Origin of the sequence: Pseudomonas sp. 3-2, assembly GCF_019710535.1 — a bacterium.
Taxonomy (GTDB): domain Bacteria; phylum Pseudomonadota; class Gammaproteobacteria; order Pseudomonadales; family Pseudomonadaceae; genus Aquipseudomonas; species Aquipseudomonas pharyngis.
On the sequence record NZ_CP081200.1, the window covers coordinates 1,811,187 to 1,832,012 of the forward strand.

Below are 20,826 nucleotides of genomic sequence, written 5' to 3' on the forward strand. Positions count from 1 at the left end.
AATGGCCTTTTTTGTGGCCGGCGTTTTTACTCGGCGATCTGCAACTTGCGCGACTCGGTGTAGACGTAGCGCACCTTTTCGTACTCGAACGGCGAGTTCAGCTGACCATAGCGGAAGCTGGTCTGGTAGCGCTTGTCGACGCCACGCAGTACCCACACTTCCGGGTGGTTGGAGCTGACTTCCGAGACGTTGAGGAAGTTGATCGCGGACTCGGCGGTGTAGTCCACGGCAAGGCCTGCAGTATCACGCAGGTTCGACGGGCCGAGAATCGGCAGCACGAAGTAAGCACCACCCGGTACGCCGTAGAAGCCCAGGGTCTGGCCGAAGTCTTCGCTCTGGCGCGGCAGGCCCATGGCGGTAGCCGGGTCCCAGAGTCCGGCGATGCCGATGGTGGTGTTGAGCAGCAGGCGCGCGGTGGTTTCCATCGAGCGCTTGCCCTTGAACTGCAACAGGCTGTTGACCAGGTTCGGCACGTCGCCAATGTTATTGAAGAAGTTGCTCACGCCGGTGCGCACGAAGCTCGGGGTGATGTAGCGATAGCCATCGACCACCGGCAGGAACACCCATTGGTCGAAGCGGTAGTTGAAGTGGTAGACGCGGCGGTTCCACTCTTCCAGCGGGTCATAGACGTTCAGCGCGCTGAGGGTCGAGCGCTCGAACTCGCGCTGATCCAGCCCCGGGTTGAACTTGAGTTTGGACAGCGGCTCCTTGAAACCGTCGCTGTCGATGACCACTGGTGCATTGGCTTTGCTGTTGTCGGCCTGGGCCATACCTGCACTGAGGAGCGCTGCAATCAGCAGGAGATATTTAGCCACGGAAGAACTCCAGCATGGCGTCGCTGTTGACGCGGTAATTAAGGTTGCCGCAATGGCCGCCCAGCGGGTAAACGGTCAGGCGATCGCCGAAGGTCCGGCGCAGGAAACCGAGGTCGCCCGGGCCGAGGATCACGTCGTCGGCGTTGTGCATGACGGCGATTTTCGGGCTGTCGTGCAGGTAATCCTTCAACGCATACAGGCTGACCTGATCGATTAGTTGCAGCAGGCTGCCGCCGTCGGTGCGGGCGCGCCACATCGGGATCACCTGTTCGGTGAGGTAGCAGTCGAAGTCGCATTGCAGCGCACGCTTGAGGAACGGCGTGAGGCTGGTGCCTTCGGTGATCGGGAATTTCGGCGGGGTGATCAGGCCGCGACGGTTGATCAGGTCCGAAGTGAACGCAATATCGGCTGCCGAGAAGCGGAACGAGGTGCCGATCAGCATCGCCATTTGCTCGTTGCTCAGGTGCTGCTTGGACTGCTGGAAGTCGTAAAGCAGCGCATCGTTGAGGTCGATGTAGCCCTTCTGCTGGAAGTAGCGGGTCAGTTTGTTCAGTACCAGTTCATAGAACGTGGTGCTGTTGTTGATGCCCTTGACCTCGGTCTGCACCAGCTTGTCGAGGTTGGTGATCGAGGTGTAAAGGTTGACCGGCGGATTCAGCAGCAGGACTTTCTTGAAGTTGAAGCTGCGACGGGTTTCATCCAGATGGGCGACGAATGCCGCGTCCAGTGCGCCGAGGCTGTAGCCGCTGAGGTAGTAGTCGGTGACCGGCAGTTTCGGGTTCTGCGCCCGTACGGCCTGCATCACCCGGTACATGTCTTCGGCGTCTTCCTTGGTCACGCCGGGGGTGGCGAAACGCGAGGCGGCGCTCATGAAGTCGAAGCTGGTCGGCGAGGACAACTGCACCACGTGGTAGCCAGCCTTGTAATAAAGCTTCTTCAGGTACTCGTTGAGCGTGCTGTCGTAGCGCGCGCCGGTGCCGGCGATCAGGAAGATCAGCGGCGCGGCCTTGTCCTGAGTGGCGATGCGGTAGGTGAGTTTTTTCACCGGCCAGAAATTGTCCGGCAGGATGAATTCGCGCTCGGGGCGCAGGGTGACGCTGCGATCGGCCTGATCGATGTCGTCGTCCAGTGGCAGTTCCGGGCGCAAGTCCGGCGGCGTGGTGGCGATGGTCGCCTCGAACGGGTTGGTCAGGGGATAGCCATAGCTGGCGGCGTCGATATCCACCGCCAGCGCGGACGCACTCAGAATAAGGCCGCCAAACAGGGCGGCGAAGCGCAAGGAACGGAGCATGACTGGATCCCTTAGAGGAAGGTGCCGAATGAAGTTCGCAGGCTATGACCACCGGGTTTGCGTCAAAGTGCCATGCCACGGCACCAAACTGACAGAATTCGGAGTAATAGTAGCCGGACGATACACTTTGCAAGGAAGGAATGACCAGTTAAGAGTTGTTAGTCCTTGCGTATGCGCGGCGGCAGATTAAGCTGGCCGCCGATTTCGTCGATTGGAGTGTTCCATGTCCCGCCGCTTGCCCGTAATTCTGCTGCTCGTTCTGTTGCCGTTGTGGCTGGCCGCCAGTTATGGCGCGCGTTATGGCTTCATGGAGGACGCGCAGTGGGTGGGCATCTGCGTGGATGAGGCGAGTCGCTGGGAATGCTCGGTGCGCTCCAACCTGGGCCTGATGATTCATTTCCAGCTGCTGGGCTGGGCGGCGGTCGCTGCAGCCGTGCTCGGTTTTGTCGTGCCGGGCCGGGCAGGGTGGTGGCTGGCGGTGCTGGCGCTGGTGTTCGGGTTGCCGGCGCTGGCGCTGTACAACACGACGCTGGCGGTGTTCGCGGTGGTGATTGCCGGGTTGCGACTGGTTAGAGAGTCTCGCGGCGTCTGACAGTCAGCCATCGCTGGCAAGCCAGCTCCCACACTTGATCCATGTAGATGCAGAACCTGTGGCAGACAGGAATCCTATGGGAGCTGGCTTGCCAGCGAAGAGGCCGGTTCAGCCTTTGAAGATCAGCCCTTGCGAACCCGCAGGCAGCGCCACAACGCAGCCACCATCAACACGCTGACCAGCGCCCAGCCCCACGCCTGCTGATTCTGCAATCCTTCACGGAACAGCTGCGGCGCAATGCCCGCGCCGATGATGAAGGTCAGCAGGGCGATCTCCCGACGGGCCACGGGCACCGGGCGGCACAGGTAAACCAGCGCCGGCAGAATGAAGGCCACGCTCGGAAAACTGCGATAACGCGGATCGAACACCAGCTCGAGCATCATCACGGCAGCGGCGAAACCGGCTGCCGCCACCAGCCAGCCGGCCCGTCGCTCGAAAGCGTTGAACGCCTGTTCACGCCAGCCATTGCGGGCGCTCAAGGTCAGTGCGGCGTGGGCCAGCACCAACAGATTCAGGATCGTCAGCAAGCCGACCCACAGCCATTCGCTGGCAAACCGCGTGGTCACCCGCGCCAGATCGCCCCAGGCGCCGATGGAGCAGGCGGCGAGGGCGCCGAGCAACGGCAGGATCAGCGCCGAGCGCGTCGTACGAACCCGACCGCCCAGCAGCAATGTGCCGAGGAAGATCACTCCGCCGACCGCCAGCCACTGCGACCAGTACGGCACATTCGACACCGGCCCGGCCAACACGCCCTTGTCCTGGCGGTCCGCATCGAACAGCCCCCAGTAACCACCGACCGCGCCTTCGCTGCCGCGCTTCCACGGCTGATCAAACGCTTCGATCAGGTTGTAACGCCAGCCTTCCTGTTCGGCGAGGGTGACAAAACCACGAATGAACTTGGCCTCGTTGACCCGGCTCGGCAGCGCGGTCTCCCGCTGGCGGCCTTCGCTCGGCCAGCCGGTTTCGCCAATCATCACGTCTTTGGGTGCGAACTTGTTGCCGAACACCTGACGTACTTGCGCTACATGATGCAGTGCGGCGTCGATGTTCGACGGATCGTCTTCCCAGTACGGCAGCAAATGAATGGTCAGGAAATCCACCGCCGGCGCGACTTCCGGGTGCTTGAGCCAGAACTCCCAGACATCCGCGTAGGTGACTGGTTGCTTGATATGGCTCTTGACCTTGTTGATCAGCTTCGCCAGTTGCGCGCCGGTGACTTCCTTGCGCAGCAAGGCTTCGTTGCCGACGATCACCGCGCTGACCACGTCCGGGTTGGCATTGGCCGAGGCGATCAGCAAGTCGACTTCCTTCTCGGTGTCGACCGGATTGCTGTTGACCCACGCGCCGATCATCAACTTCAAACCGTGCTTGCGCGCCAGATCCGGCAGCGCTTCGAGGCCGGTCATGGAATAGGTGCGGATGCATTCGAAGCGGGTGGCAAGCAGGGCGAGGTCGGCGTCCATGCGCTCCGGGCGCAGTTTGAACGGCACGTCGAACGGCGACTGGTCTTTATCGAACGGGGTGTAGGAGGCGCATTGCAACTTGTGGGTCGGGGTGGCGACGTCCGGCAGGATCACCGGTTTGCCGAGGCCGTACCAGAAGCCGCACAGGGCAAGCAGCCCGAGCAGGCAGGCGAACAGATAGGGAAGAAAGGGGAAACGGGAAGTCGCGGACATGGTCAGGCCGAGTGGCTGCAAAGCGACGCATGTTACCTGCATTTATAAGCAGGTTGGTGACCCGCATGATTTTGACATGCAAAGTTCGGGCGGATTGTCTGGCGCCAAATATCCGGACGCAGTTAATGGCTTTCTGATGTCGTTTCTCGTTGCTTCGAGGTCGCTGGCAGAGCAGGTCTTAACGGGCGTCAGGTTGATGATCGGACTCATCAGTACTCCGCTGATGATCTAGCGAGTTTGCGGTCAGGCGTGATGGGGGCGCTGTGCACCATAACAATACGTTGACGATGCCCGGCATCCGTCGGGCGCAGCATTTCGGGGAAGTAACGATGAAGATGCGACGACTTTTAGGCGCAGGTGCGGCTCTGGTGCTTGCGATGGGCTCCACTTTCGCCAGCGCTGAGAAACAGACCCTGAACATCGGTTACGTTGACGGCTGGTCCGACAGCGTCGCGACCACCCACGTGGCGGCCGAAGTGATCAAGCAGAAACTTGGCTACGACGTGAAACTGCAGGCCGTCGCCACCGGCATCATGTGGCAGGGCGTTGCCACCGGCAAACTCGACGCCATGCTCTCGGCCTGGCTGCCCGTGACCCACGGCGAATACTGGACCAAGAACAAGGATCAGGTCGTCGATTACGGCCCGAACTTCAAGGACGCGAAAATCGGTCTGATCGTGCCGGAGTACGTCAAGGCCAAGACCATCGAAGACCTGAAAACCGACGACTCCTTCAAGAAACGCATCGTCGGCATCGACGCCGGTTCAGGCGTGATGCTCAAGACCGATCAGGCGATCAAGGATTACGACCTGACCGGCTATCAACTCAAGGCCAGCTCCGGCGCCGGCATGATTGCCGAGCTGACCCGCGCCGAGAAGAAAAACGAATCCATCGCCGTTACCGGCTGGGTGCCGCACTGGATGTTTGCCAAGTGGAAACTGCGCTTCCTCGACGACCCGAAAGGCGTGTACGGCGCGGCTGAAACCGTGAACAGCATCGGCAGTAAGGAACTGGCGACCAAGGCGCCGGAAGTGGCCAAGTTCCTGAAGAACTTCCAGTGGGCTTCGAAAGACGAAATCGGCGAAGTCATGCTGGCGATTCAGGACGGTGCAAAACCTGACGCAGCGGCCAAGGATTGGGTTGCCAAGCACCCTGAGCGTGTTGCCGACTGGACCAAGTGATTTAAGCCGAAGCGTCTAATCTGCGCTTCCCAGGGCCGCCCGACATGACAGTCGGGCGGCCTTTTTTGTCTGTCCTCTATTAATAGGCAGGGGTGGCGGTTTTCGGCTGGTCTGGAAATTGGCAAAAACGTCATGGCGTTCTACTACTAAGGTCGTCTGGAACCCGGCTCGCAGCCGCATACAGTGGATACGTTCCAAAAATAAAAATCTGTGCTGCGAGGATAAAAACAATGAACGACAGCATTTACCTCTCGATTCAGAACAGCCCGCGCTTCAAGGAGCTGGTCAAGAAAAGAGAAAGGTTCGCCTGGATACTCTCGGCGATCATGCTCGGGCTCTACTCCGGCTTCATCCTTCTGATCGCGTACGGGCCGCAAGTGCTCGGGACGAAAATCAGCCCCGAATCATCCATCACCTGGGGTATCCCGATCGGTGTCGGACTGATTGTCTCGGCCTTCATCCTGACCGGCATTTACGTGCGCCGCGCCAATGGCGAGTTCGACGACCTGAACAACGCGATTCTCAAGGAGGCTCAGCAATGATCCGGCGTCTACTGGCTCTTTTGAGCATCGCAGCGTTTGCTCCAGCCGTCTGGGCCGCTGACGCCCTGACCGGCGAAGTCCACAAACAACCGCTCAACGTTTCCGCGATCGTCATGTTCGTGGCGTTCGTTGGCGCGACCCTGTGCATCACTTACTGGGCGTCCAAGCGCAACAACTCGGCGGCCGACTACTATGCGGCGGGCGGCAAGATCACCGGGTTCCAGAACGGTCTGGCGATTGCCGGTGACTACATGTCGGCGGCGTCCTTCCTGGGGATTTCCGCGCTGGTGTTCACCTCCGGCTACGACGGCCTGATCTACTCGATCGGCTTCCTGGTGGGCTGGCCGATCATTCTGTTCCTGATCGCCGAGCGCCTGCGTAACCTGGGCAAATACACCTTTGCCGACGTGGCGTCCTACCGCCTCGGGCAAACCCAGATCCGCACGCTGTCTGCCTGCGGTTCGCTGGTGGTGGTGGCGTTCTACCTGATCGCGCAAATGGTCGGTGCCGGCAAGCTGATCCAGCTGCTGTTCGGTCTCGACTACCACGTTGCGGTGATCCTGGTCGGTATCCTGATGTGCATGTACGTGCTGTTCGGCGGCATGCTGGCGACCACCTGGGTGCAGATCATCAAGGCGGTGCTGTTGCTGTCCGGTGCCTCGTTCATGGCGCTGATGGTGATGAAGCACGTCAACTTCGACTTCAACACCCTGTTCTCCGAAGCCATCAAGGTCCACGCCAAGGGCGAAGCGATCATGAGCCCGGGCGGCTTGGTAAAAGACCCGATCTCGGCGTTCTCCCTGGGTCTGGCACTGATGTTCGGTACCGCCGGCCTGCCGCACATCCTGATGCGCTTCTTCACTGTCAGCGACGCGAAAGAAGCCCGCAAGAGCGTGCTGTACGCGACCGGTTTCATTGGCTACTTCTACATCCTGACCTTCATCATCGGCTTCGGCGCGATCCTGCTGGTCAGCACCAACCCGGCCTTTAAAGATGCAGCGGGCGCTCTGCTCGGCGGCAACAACATGGCGGCGGTGCACCTGGCCAACGCCGTGGGCGGCAGCGTGTTCCTCGGCTTCATCTCGGCGGTGGCGTTCGCGACCATTCTGGCAGTAGTGGCCGGCCTGACCCTGGCCGGTGCTTCAGCGGTGTCTCACGACCTGTATGCCAGCGTGATCAAGAAGGGCAAGGCCAACGAGAAGGATGAAATCCGCGTTTCGAAGATCACCACCATCGCACTGGGCGTTCTGGCCATCGGCCTGGGCATCCTGTTCGAAAGCCAGAACATTGCGTTCATGGTTGGTCTGGCGTTCTCCATCGCGGCGAGCTGCAACTTCCCGGTACTGCTGCTTTCGATGTACTGGAAGAAACTGACCACCCGTGGCGCCATGATTGGCGGCTGGCTGGGTCTGGTGAGTGCGGTGGGTCTGATGATTCTTGGCCCGACCATCTGGGTGCAGATTCTGCATCATGAGAAGGCGATTTTCCCTTACGAGTATCCTGCGTTGTTCTCGATGATCATTGCGTTTATCGGGATCTGGTTCTTCTCGATCACCGATAAGTCGGTGGCGGCAGAGAACGAGCGTGCGGCGTTCTTCCCGCAGTTTGTGCGTTCGCAGACTGGGTTGGGGGCTAGTGGGGCGGTTTCGCACTGAGGTTTTTGTGTAGGTTAGGTTGAATGGAAATGCCCTGATCGAGAGATTGGGGCATTTTTTTGTGGGCGGTTATCGGATGTTCTTGGGGGTTGGGTGTATATCCGTTGCTGCGGTAACGGCTTCTTGGGGTTCCGCCCTTACGGCGGGTCACTTTTTCCAAACGCCCGGAATGCCGGCCCAGAAAAAAGTAACCAAAAAGGCTTTACCCTGGCGTACGGCCCTCGCTGTGGCTCGGGTTCCTTCGCTCCGGGATCGATCCGGGGGCATCGCCTACGGTTTGCTTCGCTGCACCTCCTCTCGATGCATGCGGCTGCGCCGCACGGTCGCTGCGCTCCCACCCCCGGATCAATCCCTCCACTCAGCCTGCCGACGGGCCCTGCGATCAAAAGCGGTACTCGAGCTAACGCTCATCGTTTTGAGTGGGGAGGAGCGGGGCGTGTTTGGTGATGCCGCGCGCTTAAAACTTGGGCGTTAGTGTGAGGTAAATGGGGGGCGGTGCTTTTGCGTGGGGTGCAAAGGAATTGCAGGAATGGTAGCGGGAACTAGGTTCCCGCTGTTGGTTTTAGGTGGCTTTGATTAGTTTTTCGGCGATCCATTGTGCGATTTGCGGTACGACGGCGTTTCCGGCAGCGAAAGCTTCTGCAAGGTTGGCCGCATCCAGTCCGAGGCAAAGCCCATCATTTTCAGACGCTCGCTGCCGCTCAGCCATCTGATGCCATCCGTTCGGTTGAGCGATGAAAGTGGTACAGCCCATAGCGATTTGGGAGCCGGCTTTGTTTGCCAATAGAGTATTGGCAGCCCATGCATCCGCTGGGCGTGGCCATTGGATCTTGCTAGACGCTGGAGGTATTGCTTCCACTGGCGCAGCGTCAGCCAGCAGCTCCATGGGGGGCATTCGTCGATGACCTGCGACCAGGAATATTCGGCGACGTTGCTGGGGGACTCCGAAATATTGAGCATTAAGCACTCGCCAGAATCCCACATACCCGCTGTCCGCAAGGGCCCGGATGACTGTTTCAAAGTCGTGGCTATCGTTGATAGCGAGCAGGTTAACGACATTCTCAAGCACCACCCAGCGAGGTTGTGTCTCTTGGAGGATGCGTATGACTTCCCAAAACAGGCCGCTGCGTTCGCCGCGTAGGCCTCGGGTGTGTTGGTTGCCGGGTCTGCTGCCGGCGTTGCTGATGTCTTGGCAGGGAAAGCCGGCGGTGATGACGTCGACGGGGCTGAGGTTGTGGGCGCCGCAGTGGCGTACGTCTTCGTGTTGGGTGGCGTGTGGAAATCGGTCGGTAAGGACAGCCCGGTTTGTGGGGTTGAGTTCCACTTGCCAGGCGGTGCGGTAGCCTGCGTTTTCGAATCCGACATCAAAACCTCCTATGCCTGCGAACAGGCTTCCAATGGTGGGCTGGGGCACGTCTGCGCTCTGGGGGGCAGATGCTCTGGGCATTCGGATAGGAGGCTCGGGGCCTTCAGGTGGTTGAGTGTCCCGCAGCGCGGGCACTTGATTTGTAGTTCGGTGAAGGCTCGCGCAGTTGCGAGTTTGCGGTGGCATTCGCCACAGCGGATGTTTTGCATGTTTAGGCCCTTTGGGGCTGAAGGTTCGTTGAGGTTGAGTGTGTCTCGGGCATGTAGGCTCATCACCATTGGACGGTTACCTGACCGTCCGCGCCATCGGGGGCTGCGCTGCCTCCGCGACCACCGCCGCCGTGACCAGGGGTTCTGGGTTTGAGGTCGTCGTCCCAGGACGCGCCAGACTCACCGCCCCCGCCGGCCCCGCCCAAAAAGCCCGTATTGTGGCTATCGCCAATGGGGTGTTCGCCACCACCAATGCTTTCGTTTTCGTCTCCGCCAACGCCTACGCGACCTTGAGGTGCATGACCATCGATCATGCCACCTTCGCCACCGTCGGCACGCAGGTTGGTTCCGAAAGAGGACGTACCGCCGTCTCCACCCTGGGTGTCATTACTGAGCGCGCCTTTGCCACCTGCGCCCACGGTGATGGTCACTGAGGTGATGCCGCTTAATTCGACGAGTTTTCTCGCTATGCCGCCGCCGGATCCGCCTGAGGGACCGGGTAATTTCTCAGAACGTGCACCGCCCCCGCCGGCCCCTGTGACGACGACCCATGCTTTGGTTACACCTGACGGTACGTCCCAGGTGTAGACGCCGGGTTTGGAATAGACGTTGCGGCCGCGGAATGGGTAAAGGCTGGCGAGGGTTTGAGGGGTGACGATGGTGTCGCCTTCGGTGCCCGCTTTGACGGCGAGTTGGGTTGCTATGCGGGTTATGCCGGGTAGTTTTTCGGTGGCCTCTACGACTTTGTCTGCGATGAGCCTAAGTGCTTCGATCTTCTTTTTGAGCCATAGCGTGCGGTTGGTGAGCTGTTTGATCGGTAAGTTGGTGACGCCGTCCGGGCCGCCTACGACCGGGTCGGAGGTTTCGATTTGGTAGACGCCGGGCGTCCATTGGTTTGCTTCGGGTAAGTCGGCCATTAGCTGCTTCCATGGTTGTATTGGCCGTCGTAGCGGGCGACTGCGTTGTAGCGGATGGCGACTGACTGGTAGTCGAGTGAGACCAGCCGGCAGCGTGCCGGGGCGACGGAGAGTAGGACGCGGCGCAGGAGCACCGCTTGGTCGTTGGTGATGAGGCGTTTGAGGATGACGCGGTACAGCGGCCAGATGGGCTTCGTGCCGTGGTCAATGTCGGGTTGAGTTTGTGGGCCCTCCTGGAGGGTGATTTCGCCAAAGTCCAGCAAGCGAAAGACTTCACGAATCGCCCATGGGGTGCCTTTGAAACGGTGGAGTTCGATGGCGTTTTTGATGAGGTTGCGTTTGGCTTGTTCGGACTCGGCCAGTTGCCAGGCGGCTTCATCGAGCAGTGAAAATTGATCGGCCAGGTGTGGGAGCACGTGCGGCTTCACCAGGTCGATCAGGTAGACCAACATGACGGTGCGGTCGAGGTCGGCCAATGATTGGTCGAGCAGTTCACACAGCAGTGTGAAACGTTCGTCGCCCGCCAGTGCCGGGGACATCGGTTGGTCAGCCATGGGCGACCCCGGCATCGGTCAGTTTGATTAAGGTGCAGTGGGCCCACTCGTTGCTCTGTAGCTCGCGGATGTTCTGCGGCATTTTCAGGTCGGCGCGGTAAACGCCGGGGACTTGCAGTGTGGCTGTGAGTTGTTCGGGCACCAGGTCGCGACCGAGTTCGGCGGTGCATGCTTGCACGTAGGTTTTGGCAGCGGCTTGGGCTACGGCCATGACGGCGCTGCGTTCGGCGGTTGCGTAAAAAGTGAGGTTTGCTTCGATTTGATAGCTGACTTCGACCGGGGCGATCGCTTTGACGGTGTCGCAGAGTGGGCGCAGTTTTTCGCCGCTGAGTTGGCGTTCTATGTCTTGCAGCAGTTGCGGTGTCGGCAAGCCGTCGATGGTCAGCGGGTACAGCGCGACGTGGCCGTCTGGTTGGCCTTCGTCGGGACCATGTACGGCGACGTCGATGATGGATTGGTGCACGGCCAGCGCGTGGTAGCGATAGGCGGCGCGGCTGCCGGCGTTGCTGAAGGCTTCCGGGGCCAGGATGATTCGTTCGCGGTAGCGGTCGTCGTTTTCGTCCTCGGCGCCGTCGGCTGTGGTCGTGGTGTTGCTGACGGTCAGGGCTGCGGCTGGCGAGTGACTGAGTACGTTGATCTGGCCGGCAGTCCAGCCGTTGCCTTGTTCGCCGACGGTCGTACAGGTTGCGGTGACGGTCACTTGGGATTGGTCGGCGGCCATGGTTACGTCACGGTCGGTGATGAAGGTCAGCTTGGCGTCTTGGGTGCTGACCTGTGTGCCGATCGGGATCAGGAGCGGTTGGGTTGTTTTTGTCGGCAGGTTGAAGCGCAAGGTGCAACGGGCGGCTTTGGCGAGTAGTCGCGGTGTGGCGACCAGTTCGCCCAGGTAGTCGAGGATCGGGCCGCGGGCGAAGCGCACCAGCAGCTGTTCGCCGGCGTGCTGGATGCTCATCTGCAATCGGGACACGGCATAGGCGATCTGGTCGATGTAGAGCCGTTCGATTTGGGCCGGGTACAGGGTCTTGCCGGACTTCTGTTCGTAGCGGGTGATCAGCTCGGCTTCTAGCCTGGCGGGGTCGATTTTGATGAATTCAGGTTTAGGCAGGTCGCGCATAGGGGACCTCGGTGAGCTGGGGATGTTGGCCGGCTACGCGCCATTGCACGCGCACGATGATCTGTTGTGCGTTGATCTGGGTGCTGACCTGGACTACGGAGACGCGGGGTTCCCAGCGGCGAATGGCTTCGATGGCCTCGCGCACCAAGTGTGGGGTGACGCGGTTGGTGGGCCAGTCGATGTACAGGTGCAGGTCGCTGCCGAACTCTGGCCGGTGTGGGTCGCTGCCTTTGGGGGTGGTGAGGATGATGCGCAGGGATTGGTCGATGTCGCGCAGGTCTTCGACCACCTCTGCGGTGGTGCCGAGTTTGGGTTGCCAGTGGGTGGCGGTGATGCTGGTGTGGGGGATGGGCGTTGTCATGGGCCCATGGTGAAGTCGCTCAAAGCCATTAGCTTTTAATCATCTTTAAAGATGCGAGCGCCCCGGCTGCATGGCAGACTCGTTAAATCGTGAAGACGGACTACGGCGAAGATGAAGGCAAGCGAAAAGATAAAAGCGCAAAAAGTGATCGACAAAATTCAGGCCGGAAATTTTGATGAAAATGACGTCGACAACCTTTTTATGCGTCTGCGCGCCTATTCCGGGGAGCACCGAATTTTTCGTGAAGCAGCAGATTTTGTTGCTCACAACGACGAGAGAAACAGAGGGTTGTTGAACGACTCGCTGGAGAATATGTACCTGAGTTTCAGATATTTTTTAGAATACGCGATGCCCAATGTACAAGGTCTGAATGTCGCCAACCCTATTCCGATCTACATCAAGAAGTTGATGAAATACCAGCTAAGCAGATGTAAACCTGAGGACCTTAGGGAGAGATTTAACCTAACCCCTGAAAGACTCAAATCGCGCATTGACACGTTTTTCAAAGACGATAAAAAGAGTCAAACCACGCAGCTGCAGCTTTTCAAGCTTGGCAAGGACGGTTTTGCTCCCTTTCAGTATCTGGTCAGCTTCATCGTCAGCCATCCAGCTTTCACCGGGGATCAGTTGTTAGGCGATCTGTTGGCTGTTTTGCGCTTTAACCATTTGAGCTTCGACGAACAAGCGATCATTGCTCAAAAGCCAATTATTCTGCTCTGCGTGATGCTTCTCATGCATGAGGCGCAATTTCAGCTTGCTGACGATGCGACTGCTGAATGTAGGGTCGCCGTAGAGAAAACGGTGATGGAACAGGATGCGCCGTTTGGACAAGCTGGTAAGGAAGTCGAAATGATCCAGGTCATAGGAACCGTAAGCTTAAAACGTCCAGACGGCAGACCTATGCAGGTCGCTTATCCGATTTTTCAATCCGGCCTCCGCGCCGTGGATTACTGCGATGCCTCACTCTTCGATAAGGGCATTGACCCAGAATTCCCAGAGTTGGATGCCGTGCAGCCCAATTTTAATGGCGGTCTATTCCTATCAGCCGATAGGAAACTCGGGAGACTGTGAGCCATATTGCTGCTGCCGTTGGGGTTTACGATGGTTCGGGGGCTAATTACGACAGGCTTTAAATCGGGCTACAAGAGGGGCAGAATCTGAGGCTGGAGTCCAAAAAAAAAGGTCACGGAATGAGTCGGTTTCTACTCTACATAGACATTCTGGGGTTTTCCGAAATGACTCGGACCGCGCCTCGGAAAGTAGCAAGGGTCTATTCGATCCTTGATACGCTCAATGCCCATCATCAAACCAACTTCAGCACCATCGTTTTTTCCGACACCATTCTGGTTTACAACACAGCCGATGCTGACACTGATCATGCGCGAGAGGATTGCGTTTGGCTGCTGACGGAATTTGCTGAGGACCTTCATCATCGATTGACGGGGCAGGACATCTATTTTCGCGCTGTCTTGGTAGAAGGAGACTTCACACATTACAAATTGGATAACGTTGAATGTTTTTTTGGTGGAGCGTTGATAGATGCCCACAACGCGGAAAAAGGTATTCCATCTCTAGGGCTTTTCATGAGCACGGAGTGTACAAAATACAACCGTTTTTTCCGTACGGCCCCCTTTAGTGATGACTTTGAGTTCGTTTATCTCAATCGAAGCCTAGAAGAACTGAACAAACTCTCTACCGGCCTTTACCCGTTCGACCTTGAGCTACCCGGAGAAGACTACGCACCTTACGTGCCGTGGCAGGTGCGTTTTTTGAAGGATATTCACCTTCAAATGCGTACTCATAAATCACCGCTTGTGCGGGTGAAATTTTTAACCGCTTGGGATTTTTACTACAAGCGTTATCCTGAAATGCTCCAGGCGTTGGTGGAGCATGAATTTGACCTTTCAGCCATTGGACCCGTTGGGACATGGAAAAGCGCTGAAGCAACAATGGACAAGGACATCCGATACTTCAAACGTATTGGCAGTGGCACCCCACTTTCCCTGGCTCTGACACAAAACTACAAAAAGAAAAAATTCCCATATCACTCCCCTAAGAAGTAAACCTAGTGCTTGTGGTGATTCGAGTTCCCTCCTGAATCAAGTATGGCACCCGTTGCATTGATATTGCCGATCACCTGCAGGTCACCATTGAGCGTGACCTGCGAGCTGTCCAAGGTGACCGAAGGTGCTACCACCAATACCGATTCACCCGACTCAATCGTAATATCCCTATCGCACGTCAGTATCAAAGTCCCCACGCCACTCACCGTCATCACACCAGCCGCCCGGTCATAAGACATAACCGTCCCATCACTGAACCGCACATAGTCCGTGTCCTCATCCACCATTGGCGGTGGCTCGGCTGTTGAATAGATCCCGCCCAGGTAAACACCGCCCACGCCGTCTGCGTCGAGTAGCACCGCCACTTGTTCGCCGAGTTCAGGCATGAGTGGGCGGCGTTGGGTGCCTTGGGTGTTGCGTTGGGGGATGTTGAGCCAGTAGGTCTGGAGGCCGTCGCGGTCATCGAGGCGTACGCGTAGGCGGCAGGTTTTGTGGTCTATGGCTGTGACTTCGCCGTATTCGAGTTGTAGGGTCATGGGGGCTCGGTTGGGTCTGGTGGATTGTGGGTGGATTGGCGGGCCTCTTCGCGGGCGAGCCTGCTCCAACAGTGTTTTTGGTGTGGGTTATGGGGTGGGGATTCGGCTGACTTTTTGTTCGGTGGTGTAGCCGCCGTCGCGGGTCATGCGGTGTTGGGATGAGGTGATGAGGTAGCGGCCGTTGAGTTTGCCGGTGGCGTGCAGGGTGATGACGTTGCCGCTGATGAGGTGGGGTTGGCCGGTGGTGGTCCATTGGCCGGTGGTGCGTTGGCGGTTGGTTTTGGCGAGTTGGGCGGTGGCTTGGGCTTGGGATTGTGCGGTGGTGGTGCTGCGTTGGCGGCTTTTGTGGGTGTCGGCGCTGGTGGTGGTTTGTGTGGCGTTGCTGGGGGCGGCGACGGTTTGGTTGTTGATGAGGGTGTAGGTGATGAGTTGTTTTTTGGCGGGGTCTTTGTGTTTGAGCTCGATGGTTTTCGGGAGGGTTTTGATCTGGTCGCGCAGGTGGATGTTGGCCAGGTCTGACAGGTGATGGGTGGCGACCGGTGCGGCGTTGGCCAGTTGGCTGATGGCGTGGAAGACCAGTTGGTGGCCGGTGATTTTGAAGGCGTAGTCGTAGGTGGCTGCGAGGTTGCGCAGGAAGGTCAGGTCGGTGTCTTGTTGGGTCAGGCGGTCGAGTGGGATGGGTTCGATGTGGCCGACCAAGGTCAGGCCTTGGCGTTTGGCGATTTGTTGGGCGATGGCGGCTAGCGTGAGGTTTTCGTAGGCGCGGTGTTCGAGGGTGCGCAGTGGGCCGGTGATGCCGGTGGCCAGGGCGTGGATGGTGATGGTTGAAGGTGGGCCGTTGAGTTCGACTTCGTCGATTTCCAGCCGGCCGAGGGTGCGCAAGGGTGTGCCCTCCCAACCGATGGCCAGGGTCAGGGTGTCGCCGTGGCCTGGGTACCAGGCGTCGCGCCATTTGCCTTGGGTGTCTTCGAGTTCGACTTCCAGGCTGTCGGCCTGGCCGGTCAGGTGATCGGTGTAGGTCAGTGACAGTAAGTGCTCGCTGACGTCGCGTGTGATGTTGTGCTGTTGGTAGGTCAGCACAAAACGGGCTTGCGGGATTTGTTGCGGGCTTAGCGCATCCATGGCGGTAGATCCTGTGCGTTGGGCAAGGCTTCGAGCAGCGGAATGGCCAACGTCACCCCCGCTGGCAGCGTGGCGGTCAGCGGTACGTTGGGGTTGGCTTCGGCGATGGGCCAGTAGCGATGGGCATCGCCGTAGTAACGCCAGGCCAATTGGTCCCAGCGCTCGCCTTCGGTGGTGAGGTGTGAAATGAACATCAGATGCTCCGGGTCAGGATATCGGCCGCCAGCCCGGCCAAGCGCGTGTTGGCGCTGTCGAGCACGGTGACGGCCTTGTCGAGCGCGTGGTGTGAGGCGCCGAGGCGATCGACGATGTTGGCCAGGTCTACCGGGTTGAGGCTGGCGCGGGCACCCATTACGCTGCCCAGCACGTCTTCACCTAGCCGTGACAGGTCGGCGCCGCTGCGCAACAGGCCCGCCGCGTTGACGAAGCCTTGCAGGGGCTCGATGGCGCGCGCCGTGACGCCCAACAACTGCGGGACGTGGCCGAGGATGATTGAGGGGTTGCCGCTTTTGGCGGCCTGGTAAAGGTTTTGCCCGGCACGCAAGACGTTGCCGGCGGATCGGGCTTGGCTGATGACACGTTGGGCGGTGCTGGGTAATGGTGCCTGACGGGACATCACCCCGGGTGAACCGAAACCGGTGGCGTTGTCGCTGGCTGTGGGGTCGAGCAACCCAGGGTGATGGATCTTGCGAATGAATGGCCCGGTGTATTCACGCAGGCTGATGTGTACCGTGGTGGCCAGCAACTGGCCAACGGCTGTGGCACGGCGAACGGCGTTGCTCAGGTGCGTGATGACGTAAGGCCCCAGGTATTCGCCGCTGCCCATTACAAACGCGAGCGGTTGGTGCAGGCTTTTGGCCTGGCGCAGCGCCCGCAAGCGTTGCTCAGGGTCACCCAGCGCCGGGTGCAACTGGAGGGTGAGGCTGCATTCATCGAGCCCTTCGCCGATCCATTCGAGCATGGGTTTGCCCTGGATGCGCCGGTGTTCGGCCCAGTCGGCGGAACCGCTTTGCTCCATGGCGCTGATACCACCGGCGACGGTGAATTCGATGTCCCCCAGGATGGCAAACATCAGAAGCCCCCTTGTTCTTGCGGCCCGTAGCTACGGCGACGGGTGTCGTGAAGGTAGCGTTCCATCATGCGCATCCACTCGGTGTAACTGGCTTGCAGGCCTTGCTGGATAGCGTCGGTAGCGGCGCCTGCGGGTACGTTGATGTGTGGCGAGAAATGGAAGGTCATTTGGCCTGCGCCGGCGGACATTGCCCCGGCGGCCATGCTGCTGGCTTTTGACACCTGCATAGGATTGGGTGGCGCCATGTCGACACGGCTCTGCGCGGCCATGCCGAGGGCAGCCTGGCGTACTAAACCCGCCTGAGCGCTGATGCCCAAGGCCGCGCCTTGGCTGATGTTGGCGCCGTAGCCGATGAACACACGGCTGGGTGATTCGATGCCGAGGGTTTCGGTGAACCAGCCTTTGACGGCTGAGCCGATGCCGATCACGCTTTCTTTCAGCGCGCTGGCTTTGTTGCTGATGCCATTGACCAGCCCCTTGATCAGCAGGCTGCCGAACTCGGTGAATTTGCCGGGCAGCTCGACGCCGAAATAGCTCATGACGCCGGCGAAGGCGCGATAGATCCAGCCCAACGGAGAGAAGTTGACGAATACCGCGAGAATGCCGGACAAACCACCGTTGAAGCCGGCGGTGACCTCCGACCACAAGCCGCTGAAGAACGCTTTGATCGGCTGCCAGTGGCGATAGATCAGATAGGCCGCGAGCGCGATGCCGGTGATGAGCAAGCCGATCGGGTTCATCAGCAACGCGCGGCCTAGCCAGAGGATGGCTTGGCCGGCAAGCTTGAGCCCGAACAGCAGCGTGCCGCCCAAGACCTTGCCCAGCAACCAACCGCCCTGGGCGACCAGTTTGAGTGGGCTGGCCAGTGCGATCAGCATCCCACGCAAGAACAACCCGCCGTATTTCGCGACCGTGAACAGGCCCATACCGACTCGTTTTAACGCCGTGATCAAGGGCGTGAACTTGCCCATCTGCCAAGCACCGCGCAGCAAGGTGAATTTGGCAGACAACGCGGTGATGGTGGTGGTGAGCGCCGCCATCGGTGCCATGACCAGGTTCACGCCATAGGCCACGCCGATGAAGGCCAGTTTGCCGAGCAGCAAGCCACCGACCAACCCGACCACGCCCTTGATGAGCGCCGGGTTTTCACCGGCCCACGTGGAGAACGAGCGCATGAGTGGCACCACGGCGCGGCTGACTTCCAGGATTGCGGGCAGTAAGGCATTGCCGACTGAAATACCGATGTCGGTGAGGTTGATGCGCAGTTCCTTCAACTGCTCTTTGGCGCTGCCCATGCGTTTGGCCCAATCATCATCGAGCACGCCCTGTTCGGCGGCGCCTTTGCTGCCTTGCTGGATGCCGCCCAAGTCTTTTTGGTTGGCCAGCGCTGGCCGGATGAAGGACAACACTTGCTGGTCGGCAAACAACTCGCCGAGCTTGTAGGCCTCATCCAGGCGGGCCAGTGCGATTTGCCGTTCGTGCTGATCCTTGATGTGCAGCGCTTTGCCGTACTGCACTGCGGCGTCCGGGGCTTTTTGGCCCAGGTGTTGGGTGAGGATGTTGATCATGGCCTGGGCCGGCGACAGCCCTTCGCCGACCAGATTTTGCAGACTGCCCTTGAGGTCGATGCCGGCCTTTTCGAACGCCTTGAGCGTCTCGGGTGCGGTGAGCTTGGACAGGAAGTTTTTGAAGTTATTGGCGGCCTCGTCATTGCTGCCGGCACCGCGGCGGGCGATCTGCAGCGAAGCGCCGATCTCTGCCACGGCGCGTTCGCCTGTGATGCCCAACGCAGCAAACTGTGGCGTGAGTTGCGGCAGCCATTTGGCCATGTCGGCCAGTTCAAACTGGCCGCTTTTGCCGGCGAAGGCCAGCATGTTCATCGAGCGCTCAAAGCCGCTGGCGCCAATGTTGAGGTTGTCATTTAGGGCGATGGCCACCGCGCCGAGGTGGTCCATGCTGGCGCGGGTGGCCGTTGCGGTTTTGGCCATGACGGGCGCATAAGCGGCCAGCTCTTTCAGGTGGCTGATACCACCTGCGATCAACACGGCGGTGCCCTTGGCGACTTCGGTTTGGGTCTGGTTCCATCTGAGTGCTGCGCCGCGCATGGCGATGCTGAGGCGTTGTTCTTGCGCGAGGTCGAAGCCGCCGGTGATGGCAATGTCGCGGGTCTGGTCTTGAAAGTTGATGGCGGTTTTCATCGATTGAACGACTGGCGCGCCCAACGCGGCACCGGTGCCGACGACTTCCATCGCTTGGCCGCGCAATTCACCGCGCCGGGTTCTGAGGGCTTCACCGTGCGCCATGCTGGCGGTGAGGCGTTCTTGCTTGGCGTGGAGTTGGTCGATGGTTTGGCCGACGGCGTCGTATTGGCGGCGCAGTTGCGCGATGCCCGTGCCGCCCCGGGCCAGGGATGCCGACAGTTCGTGGCCGATCTGCTGTTGTTTGCCCACGAGCCCATCAACGGCATGGCCCAATTGCCGTACGGTGGTTTTGGCGGAGCTAAACGCTGCGTTGAGGCTGCCGGAGACCACAGCACCAATTTTTAAACCGACGAGGACTTCGTTCGCCATCATTGCTACGCTTTGGGAATGTTTGAAAAAACCACGTTGCGCACCGCCCAAACTCTCTATGCACTGGCCATTGGCACCGGTGTGATCTGGCTTGCCTGGCTGTGCCTGGTGCATCTGTCTGGGTGGGCGGTGATCGTGGCGTTCTGTTTGGGGCTGCCGTTGCTGGCTTTGGTGGCCACCCCTATCGCTGCGGGTGGCGCACTGTTGGCCGGGCTGGTGGTTGGCTTGGTGACGGTGGTCAGTGGCTTGATTGTTCGGCGAGTTCGAGCCGGCGGTTAATCTCCCGCTGGCAGACGTCTACCCAGCGCCAGTAATCGACCATGTCGAGCCGTTCGATTTCAGAGGGCTGCAACCTCAGCACCAGTAGCAGTGCTTCGTCCCAGGACTGGAGCAAGGGCTCTGCCGGCTGCCATTTCCCGCAACACCTCGGTGGCGAGGGTTGAGTCGGCAATGTCGAATTCGCCGAGGTCTTCGAGGGTGATGCCCAGCAGCTTGGCGACCAGCAGGTCTTCCATGGCGCCTTCGTCTTTGGTTACTGCTTGCGCAGCGCTGATGTCTTTGCGTTTGAGGCGCTTGATGGGCAGCGTTGAAAGCTGCTCGCCATTGGCGCTGGTGAAGGGGAATTTGAGGGTGAAGGTTAGAGTGTCGGCCATCGTCGTTGCTCCGGGCTGATCGAGATGATCAGCTGTTTGGTCAGGGAGTCTTGATGATGGGTGGCCGTGACGGCGCTGGCTTTTAATCGCATTTAATGGCGAACGCATGGAGCAAATTTGGCTTAAGATTGATTAATCAACGGCATAGACTTTCAACCCCGAAGGAGATGGCTGCATGAGCACGGATAACAAATCGCAATTTAATTTGCTGACCCGCAAAGTAATAGAAATGTTGGTTGAGGCTTGCCCAGTGAGCGTAGAAATTACTGCTGAGACGTTTTCACTGCCTGAGGGGCAGTACGACAGCTCATCATCTTCGGACGTTTTCATTACTGGTTTTTACACACCATCAGCAGAAGAACATCTATTGAACAGCACGCTGAAGTGGTTGGCCGATGAAGGTTTTATCCGGGAAACCGCGACTGACCAGTATGTGGCGACCCTCAGAACTCTTAAGTTATACGATGCTATTCCTAGCGCACTCTCTGAATGACTAACGGGCGGTCTACCCGCGAGAGTTGACCGCCCTTGTCATGC

Annotated in this window: 23 protein-coding genes; 8 read left to right on the forward strand and 15 right to left on the reverse strand. The window is 59.2% G+C overall.

Translation table 11 applies throughout. From position 1 onward, the window contains the following. Positions 1-26: 26 nt before the first annotated feature. Together K3819_RS08245 and K3819_RS08250 are read right to left on the reverse strand one after the other, a co-directional pair. Positions 27-815: a VacJ family lipoprotein gene (locus tag K3819_RS08245; protein WP_007959292.1), complete on the reverse strand. Its 789-nt coding sequence runs from the start codon at positions 813-815 to the stop codon at positions 27-29. Next, positions 808-2,106: a serine/threonine protein kinase gene (locus tag K3819_RS08250; RefSeq protein WP_085611502.1), complete on the reverse strand. Its 1,299-nt coding sequence runs from the start codon at positions 2,104-2,106 to the stop codon at positions 808-810. The genes K3819_RS08245 and K3819_RS08250 overlap by 8 nt, the downstream gene beginning before the upstream one ends. 223 nt (positions 2,107-2,329) lie before the next feature. On the opposite strand from K3819_RS08250, the gene K3819_RS08255 reads away from it, so the two are divergent. Then, positions 2,330-2,698: a hypothetical protein gene (locus K3819_RS08255; RefSeq protein WP_064594465.1), complete on the forward strand. Its 369-nt coding sequence runs from the start codon at positions 2,330-2,332 to the stop codon at positions 2,696-2,698. A 122-nt stretch (positions 2,699-2,820) separates the two neighbouring features. On the opposite strand, the gene K3819_RS08260 is transcribed toward K3819_RS08255, so the two are convergent. Further along, positions 2,821-4,416 (reverse strand): beta (1-6) glucans synthase, encoded by a 1,596-nt coding sequence (locus tag K3819_RS08260; protein ID WP_085611500.1) that lies wholly within the window; start codon positions 4,414-4,416, stop codon positions 2,821-2,823. 287 nt (positions 4,417-4,703) lie between these two features. Between K3819_RS08260 and K3819_RS08265 the strand changes: the two genes are divergently transcribed. The 3 genes from K3819_RS08265 (at position 4,704) to K3819_RS08275 (ending at position 7,752) form a co-directional block, all read left to right on the forward strand. Next, positions 4,704-5,555, forward strand: a complete 852-nt coding sequence (locus tag K3819_RS08265; RefSeq protein WP_064594471.1) for a glycine betaine ABC transporter substrate-binding protein — start codon at positions 4,704-4,706, stop codon at positions 5,553-5,555. Between the two features lie 230 nt (positions 5,556-5,785). Continuing rightward, entirely contained in the window at positions 5,786-6,097 is a 312-nt protein-coding gene (locus K3819_RS08270; protein WP_011333111.1) for a DUF485 domain-containing protein, read from the forward strand. After that, positions 6,094-7,752: a cation acetate symporter gene (locus K3819_RS08275; protein WP_074687559.1), complete on the forward strand. Its 1,659-nt coding sequence runs from the start codon at positions 6,094-6,096 to the stop codon at positions 7,750-7,752. The genes K3819_RS08270 and K3819_RS08275 overlap by 4 nt, the downstream gene beginning before the upstream one ends. Before the next feature lie 562 nt (positions 7,753-8,314). Here the strand turns inward: K3819_RS08275 and K3819_RS08280 are convergent. The 6 genes from K3819_RS08280 to K3819_RS08305 all read right to left on the reverse strand — a co-directional run bounded on the left by K3819_RS08280 (position 8,315) and on the right by K3819_RS08305 (position 12,273). Beyond that, positions 8,315-9,166 (reverse strand): DNA cytosine methyltransferase, encoded by an 852-nt coding sequence (locus K3819_RS08280; protein ID WP_221398993.1) that lies wholly within the window; start codon positions 9,164-9,166, stop codon positions 8,315-8,317. Beyond that, positions 9,127-9,327: a Com family DNA-binding transcriptional regulator gene (locus K3819_RS08285; protein ID WP_221398994.1), complete on the reverse strand. Its 201-nt coding sequence runs from the start codon at positions 9,325-9,327 to the stop codon at positions 9,127-9,129. Before K3819_RS08285 ends, K3819_RS08280 begins: the two co-directional genes overlap by 40 nt. Before the next feature lie 62 nt (positions 9,328-9,389). Next, positions 9,390-10,244, reverse strand: a complete 855-nt coding sequence (locus tag K3819_RS08290) for a glycine-rich domain-containing protein (protein WP_221398995.1) — start codon at positions 10,242-10,244, stop codon at positions 9,390-9,392. Then, positions 10,244-10,798 carry a phage tail protein I gene (locus tag K3819_RS08295; protein ID WP_221398996.1) on the reverse strand — a complete coding sequence of 185 codons (555 nt, stop codon included), beginning with the start codon at positions 10,796-10,798 and terminating at the stop codon, positions 10,244-10,246. The genes K3819_RS08290 and K3819_RS08295 overlap by 1 nt, the downstream gene beginning before the upstream one ends. Beyond that, the gene (locus K3819_RS08300; protein ID WP_221398997.1) at positions 10,791-11,912 is read right to left on the reverse strand and encodes a baseplate J/gp47 family protein; all 1,122 of its coding nucleotides are present in this window, start codon (positions 11,910-11,912) and stop codon (positions 10,791-10,793) included. Before K3819_RS08300 ends, K3819_RS08295 begins: the two co-directional genes overlap by 8 nt. Next, positions 11,896-12,273: a GPW/gp25 family protein gene (locus K3819_RS08305; protein WP_221398998.1), complete on the reverse strand. Its 378-nt coding sequence runs from the start codon at positions 12,271-12,273 to the stop codon at positions 11,896-11,898. Before K3819_RS08305 ends, K3819_RS08300 begins: the two co-directional genes overlap by 17 nt. Positions 12,274-12,384: 111 nt before the next feature. On the opposite strand from K3819_RS08305, the gene K3819_RS08310 reads away from it, so the two are divergent. Beyond that, positions 12,385-13,344: a hypothetical protein gene (locus tag K3819_RS08310; protein ID WP_221398999.1), complete on the forward strand. Its 960-nt coding sequence runs from the start codon at positions 12,385-12,387 to the stop codon at positions 13,342-13,344. Between the two features lie 164 nt (positions 13,345-13,508). Then, positions 13,509-14,336: a hypothetical protein gene (locus K3819_RS08315; protein ID WP_221399000.1), complete on the forward strand. Its 828-nt coding sequence runs from the start codon at positions 13,509-13,511 to the stop codon at positions 14,334-14,336. 2 nt (positions 14,337-14,338) lie between these two features. Here K3819_RS08315 and K3819_RS08320 read toward each other — a convergent pair whose 3' ends face one another. The 5 genes from K3819_RS08320 to K3819_RS08340 form a co-directional block, all read right to left on the reverse strand. Continuing rightward, complete coding sequence (locus tag K3819_RS08320; protein ID WP_221399001.1) at positions 14,339-14,872, reverse strand: phage baseplate assembly protein V; 534 nt, start codon at positions 14,870-14,872, stop codon at positions 14,339-14,341. Positions 14,873-14,959: 87 nt separating this feature from the next. Beyond that, the gene (locus tag K3819_RS08325; protein WP_221399002.1) at positions 14,960-15,994 is read right to left on the reverse strand and encodes a phage late control D family protein; all 1,035 of its coding nucleotides are present in this window, start codon (positions 15,992-15,994) and stop codon (positions 14,960-14,962) included. Then, complete coding sequence (locus tag K3819_RS08330) at positions 15,982-16,188, reverse strand: tail protein X (protein WP_221399003.1); 207 nt, start codon at positions 16,186-16,188, stop codon at positions 15,982-15,984. The genes K3819_RS08325 and K3819_RS08330 overlap by 13 nt, the downstream gene beginning before the upstream one ends. Beyond that, positions 16,188-17,066, reverse strand: coding sequence for a phage tail protein (locus tag K3819_RS08335; RefSeq protein ID WP_221399004.1), 879 nt, complete (start codon positions 17,064-17,066; stop codon positions 16,188-16,190). The genes K3819_RS08330 and K3819_RS08335 overlap by 1 nt, the downstream gene beginning before the upstream one ends. After that, the gene (locus K3819_RS08340; RefSeq protein ID WP_260329043.1) at positions 17,066-19,516 is read right to left on the reverse strand and encodes a phage tail tape measure protein; all 2,451 of its coding nucleotides are present in this window, start codon (positions 19,514-19,516) and stop codon (positions 17,066-17,068) included. Before K3819_RS08340 ends, K3819_RS08335 begins: the two co-directional genes overlap by 1 nt. A 138-nt stretch (positions 19,517-19,654) precedes the next feature. On the opposite strand from K3819_RS08340, the gene K3819_RS08345 reads away from it, so the two are divergent. Continuing rightward, on the forward strand, positions 19,655-19,915 hold the full coding sequence (locus K3819_RS08345) for a hypothetical protein (protein ID WP_221399006.1): 261 nt from the start codon (positions 19,655-19,657) through the stop codon (positions 19,913-19,915). Positions 19,916-19,974: 59 nt separating this feature from the next. On the opposite strand, the gene K3819_RS08350 is transcribed toward K3819_RS08345, so the two are convergent. Beyond that, positions 19,975-20,289 carry a phage tail assembly protein gene (locus tag K3819_RS08350; RefSeq protein ID WP_221399007.1) on the reverse strand — a complete coding sequence of 105 codons (315 nt, stop codon included), beginning with the start codon at positions 20,287-20,289 and terminating at the stop codon, positions 19,975-19,977. Positions 20,290-20,464: 175 nt separating this feature from the next. Here K3819_RS08350 and K3819_RS08355 point away from each other — a divergent pair, with 175 nt between their 5' ends. Beyond that, positions 20,465-20,782, forward strand: coding sequence for a hypothetical protein (locus K3819_RS08355; protein WP_221399008.1), 318 nt, complete (start codon positions 20,465-20,467; stop codon positions 20,780-20,782). Positions 20,783-20,826: the final 44 nt, after the last annotated feature.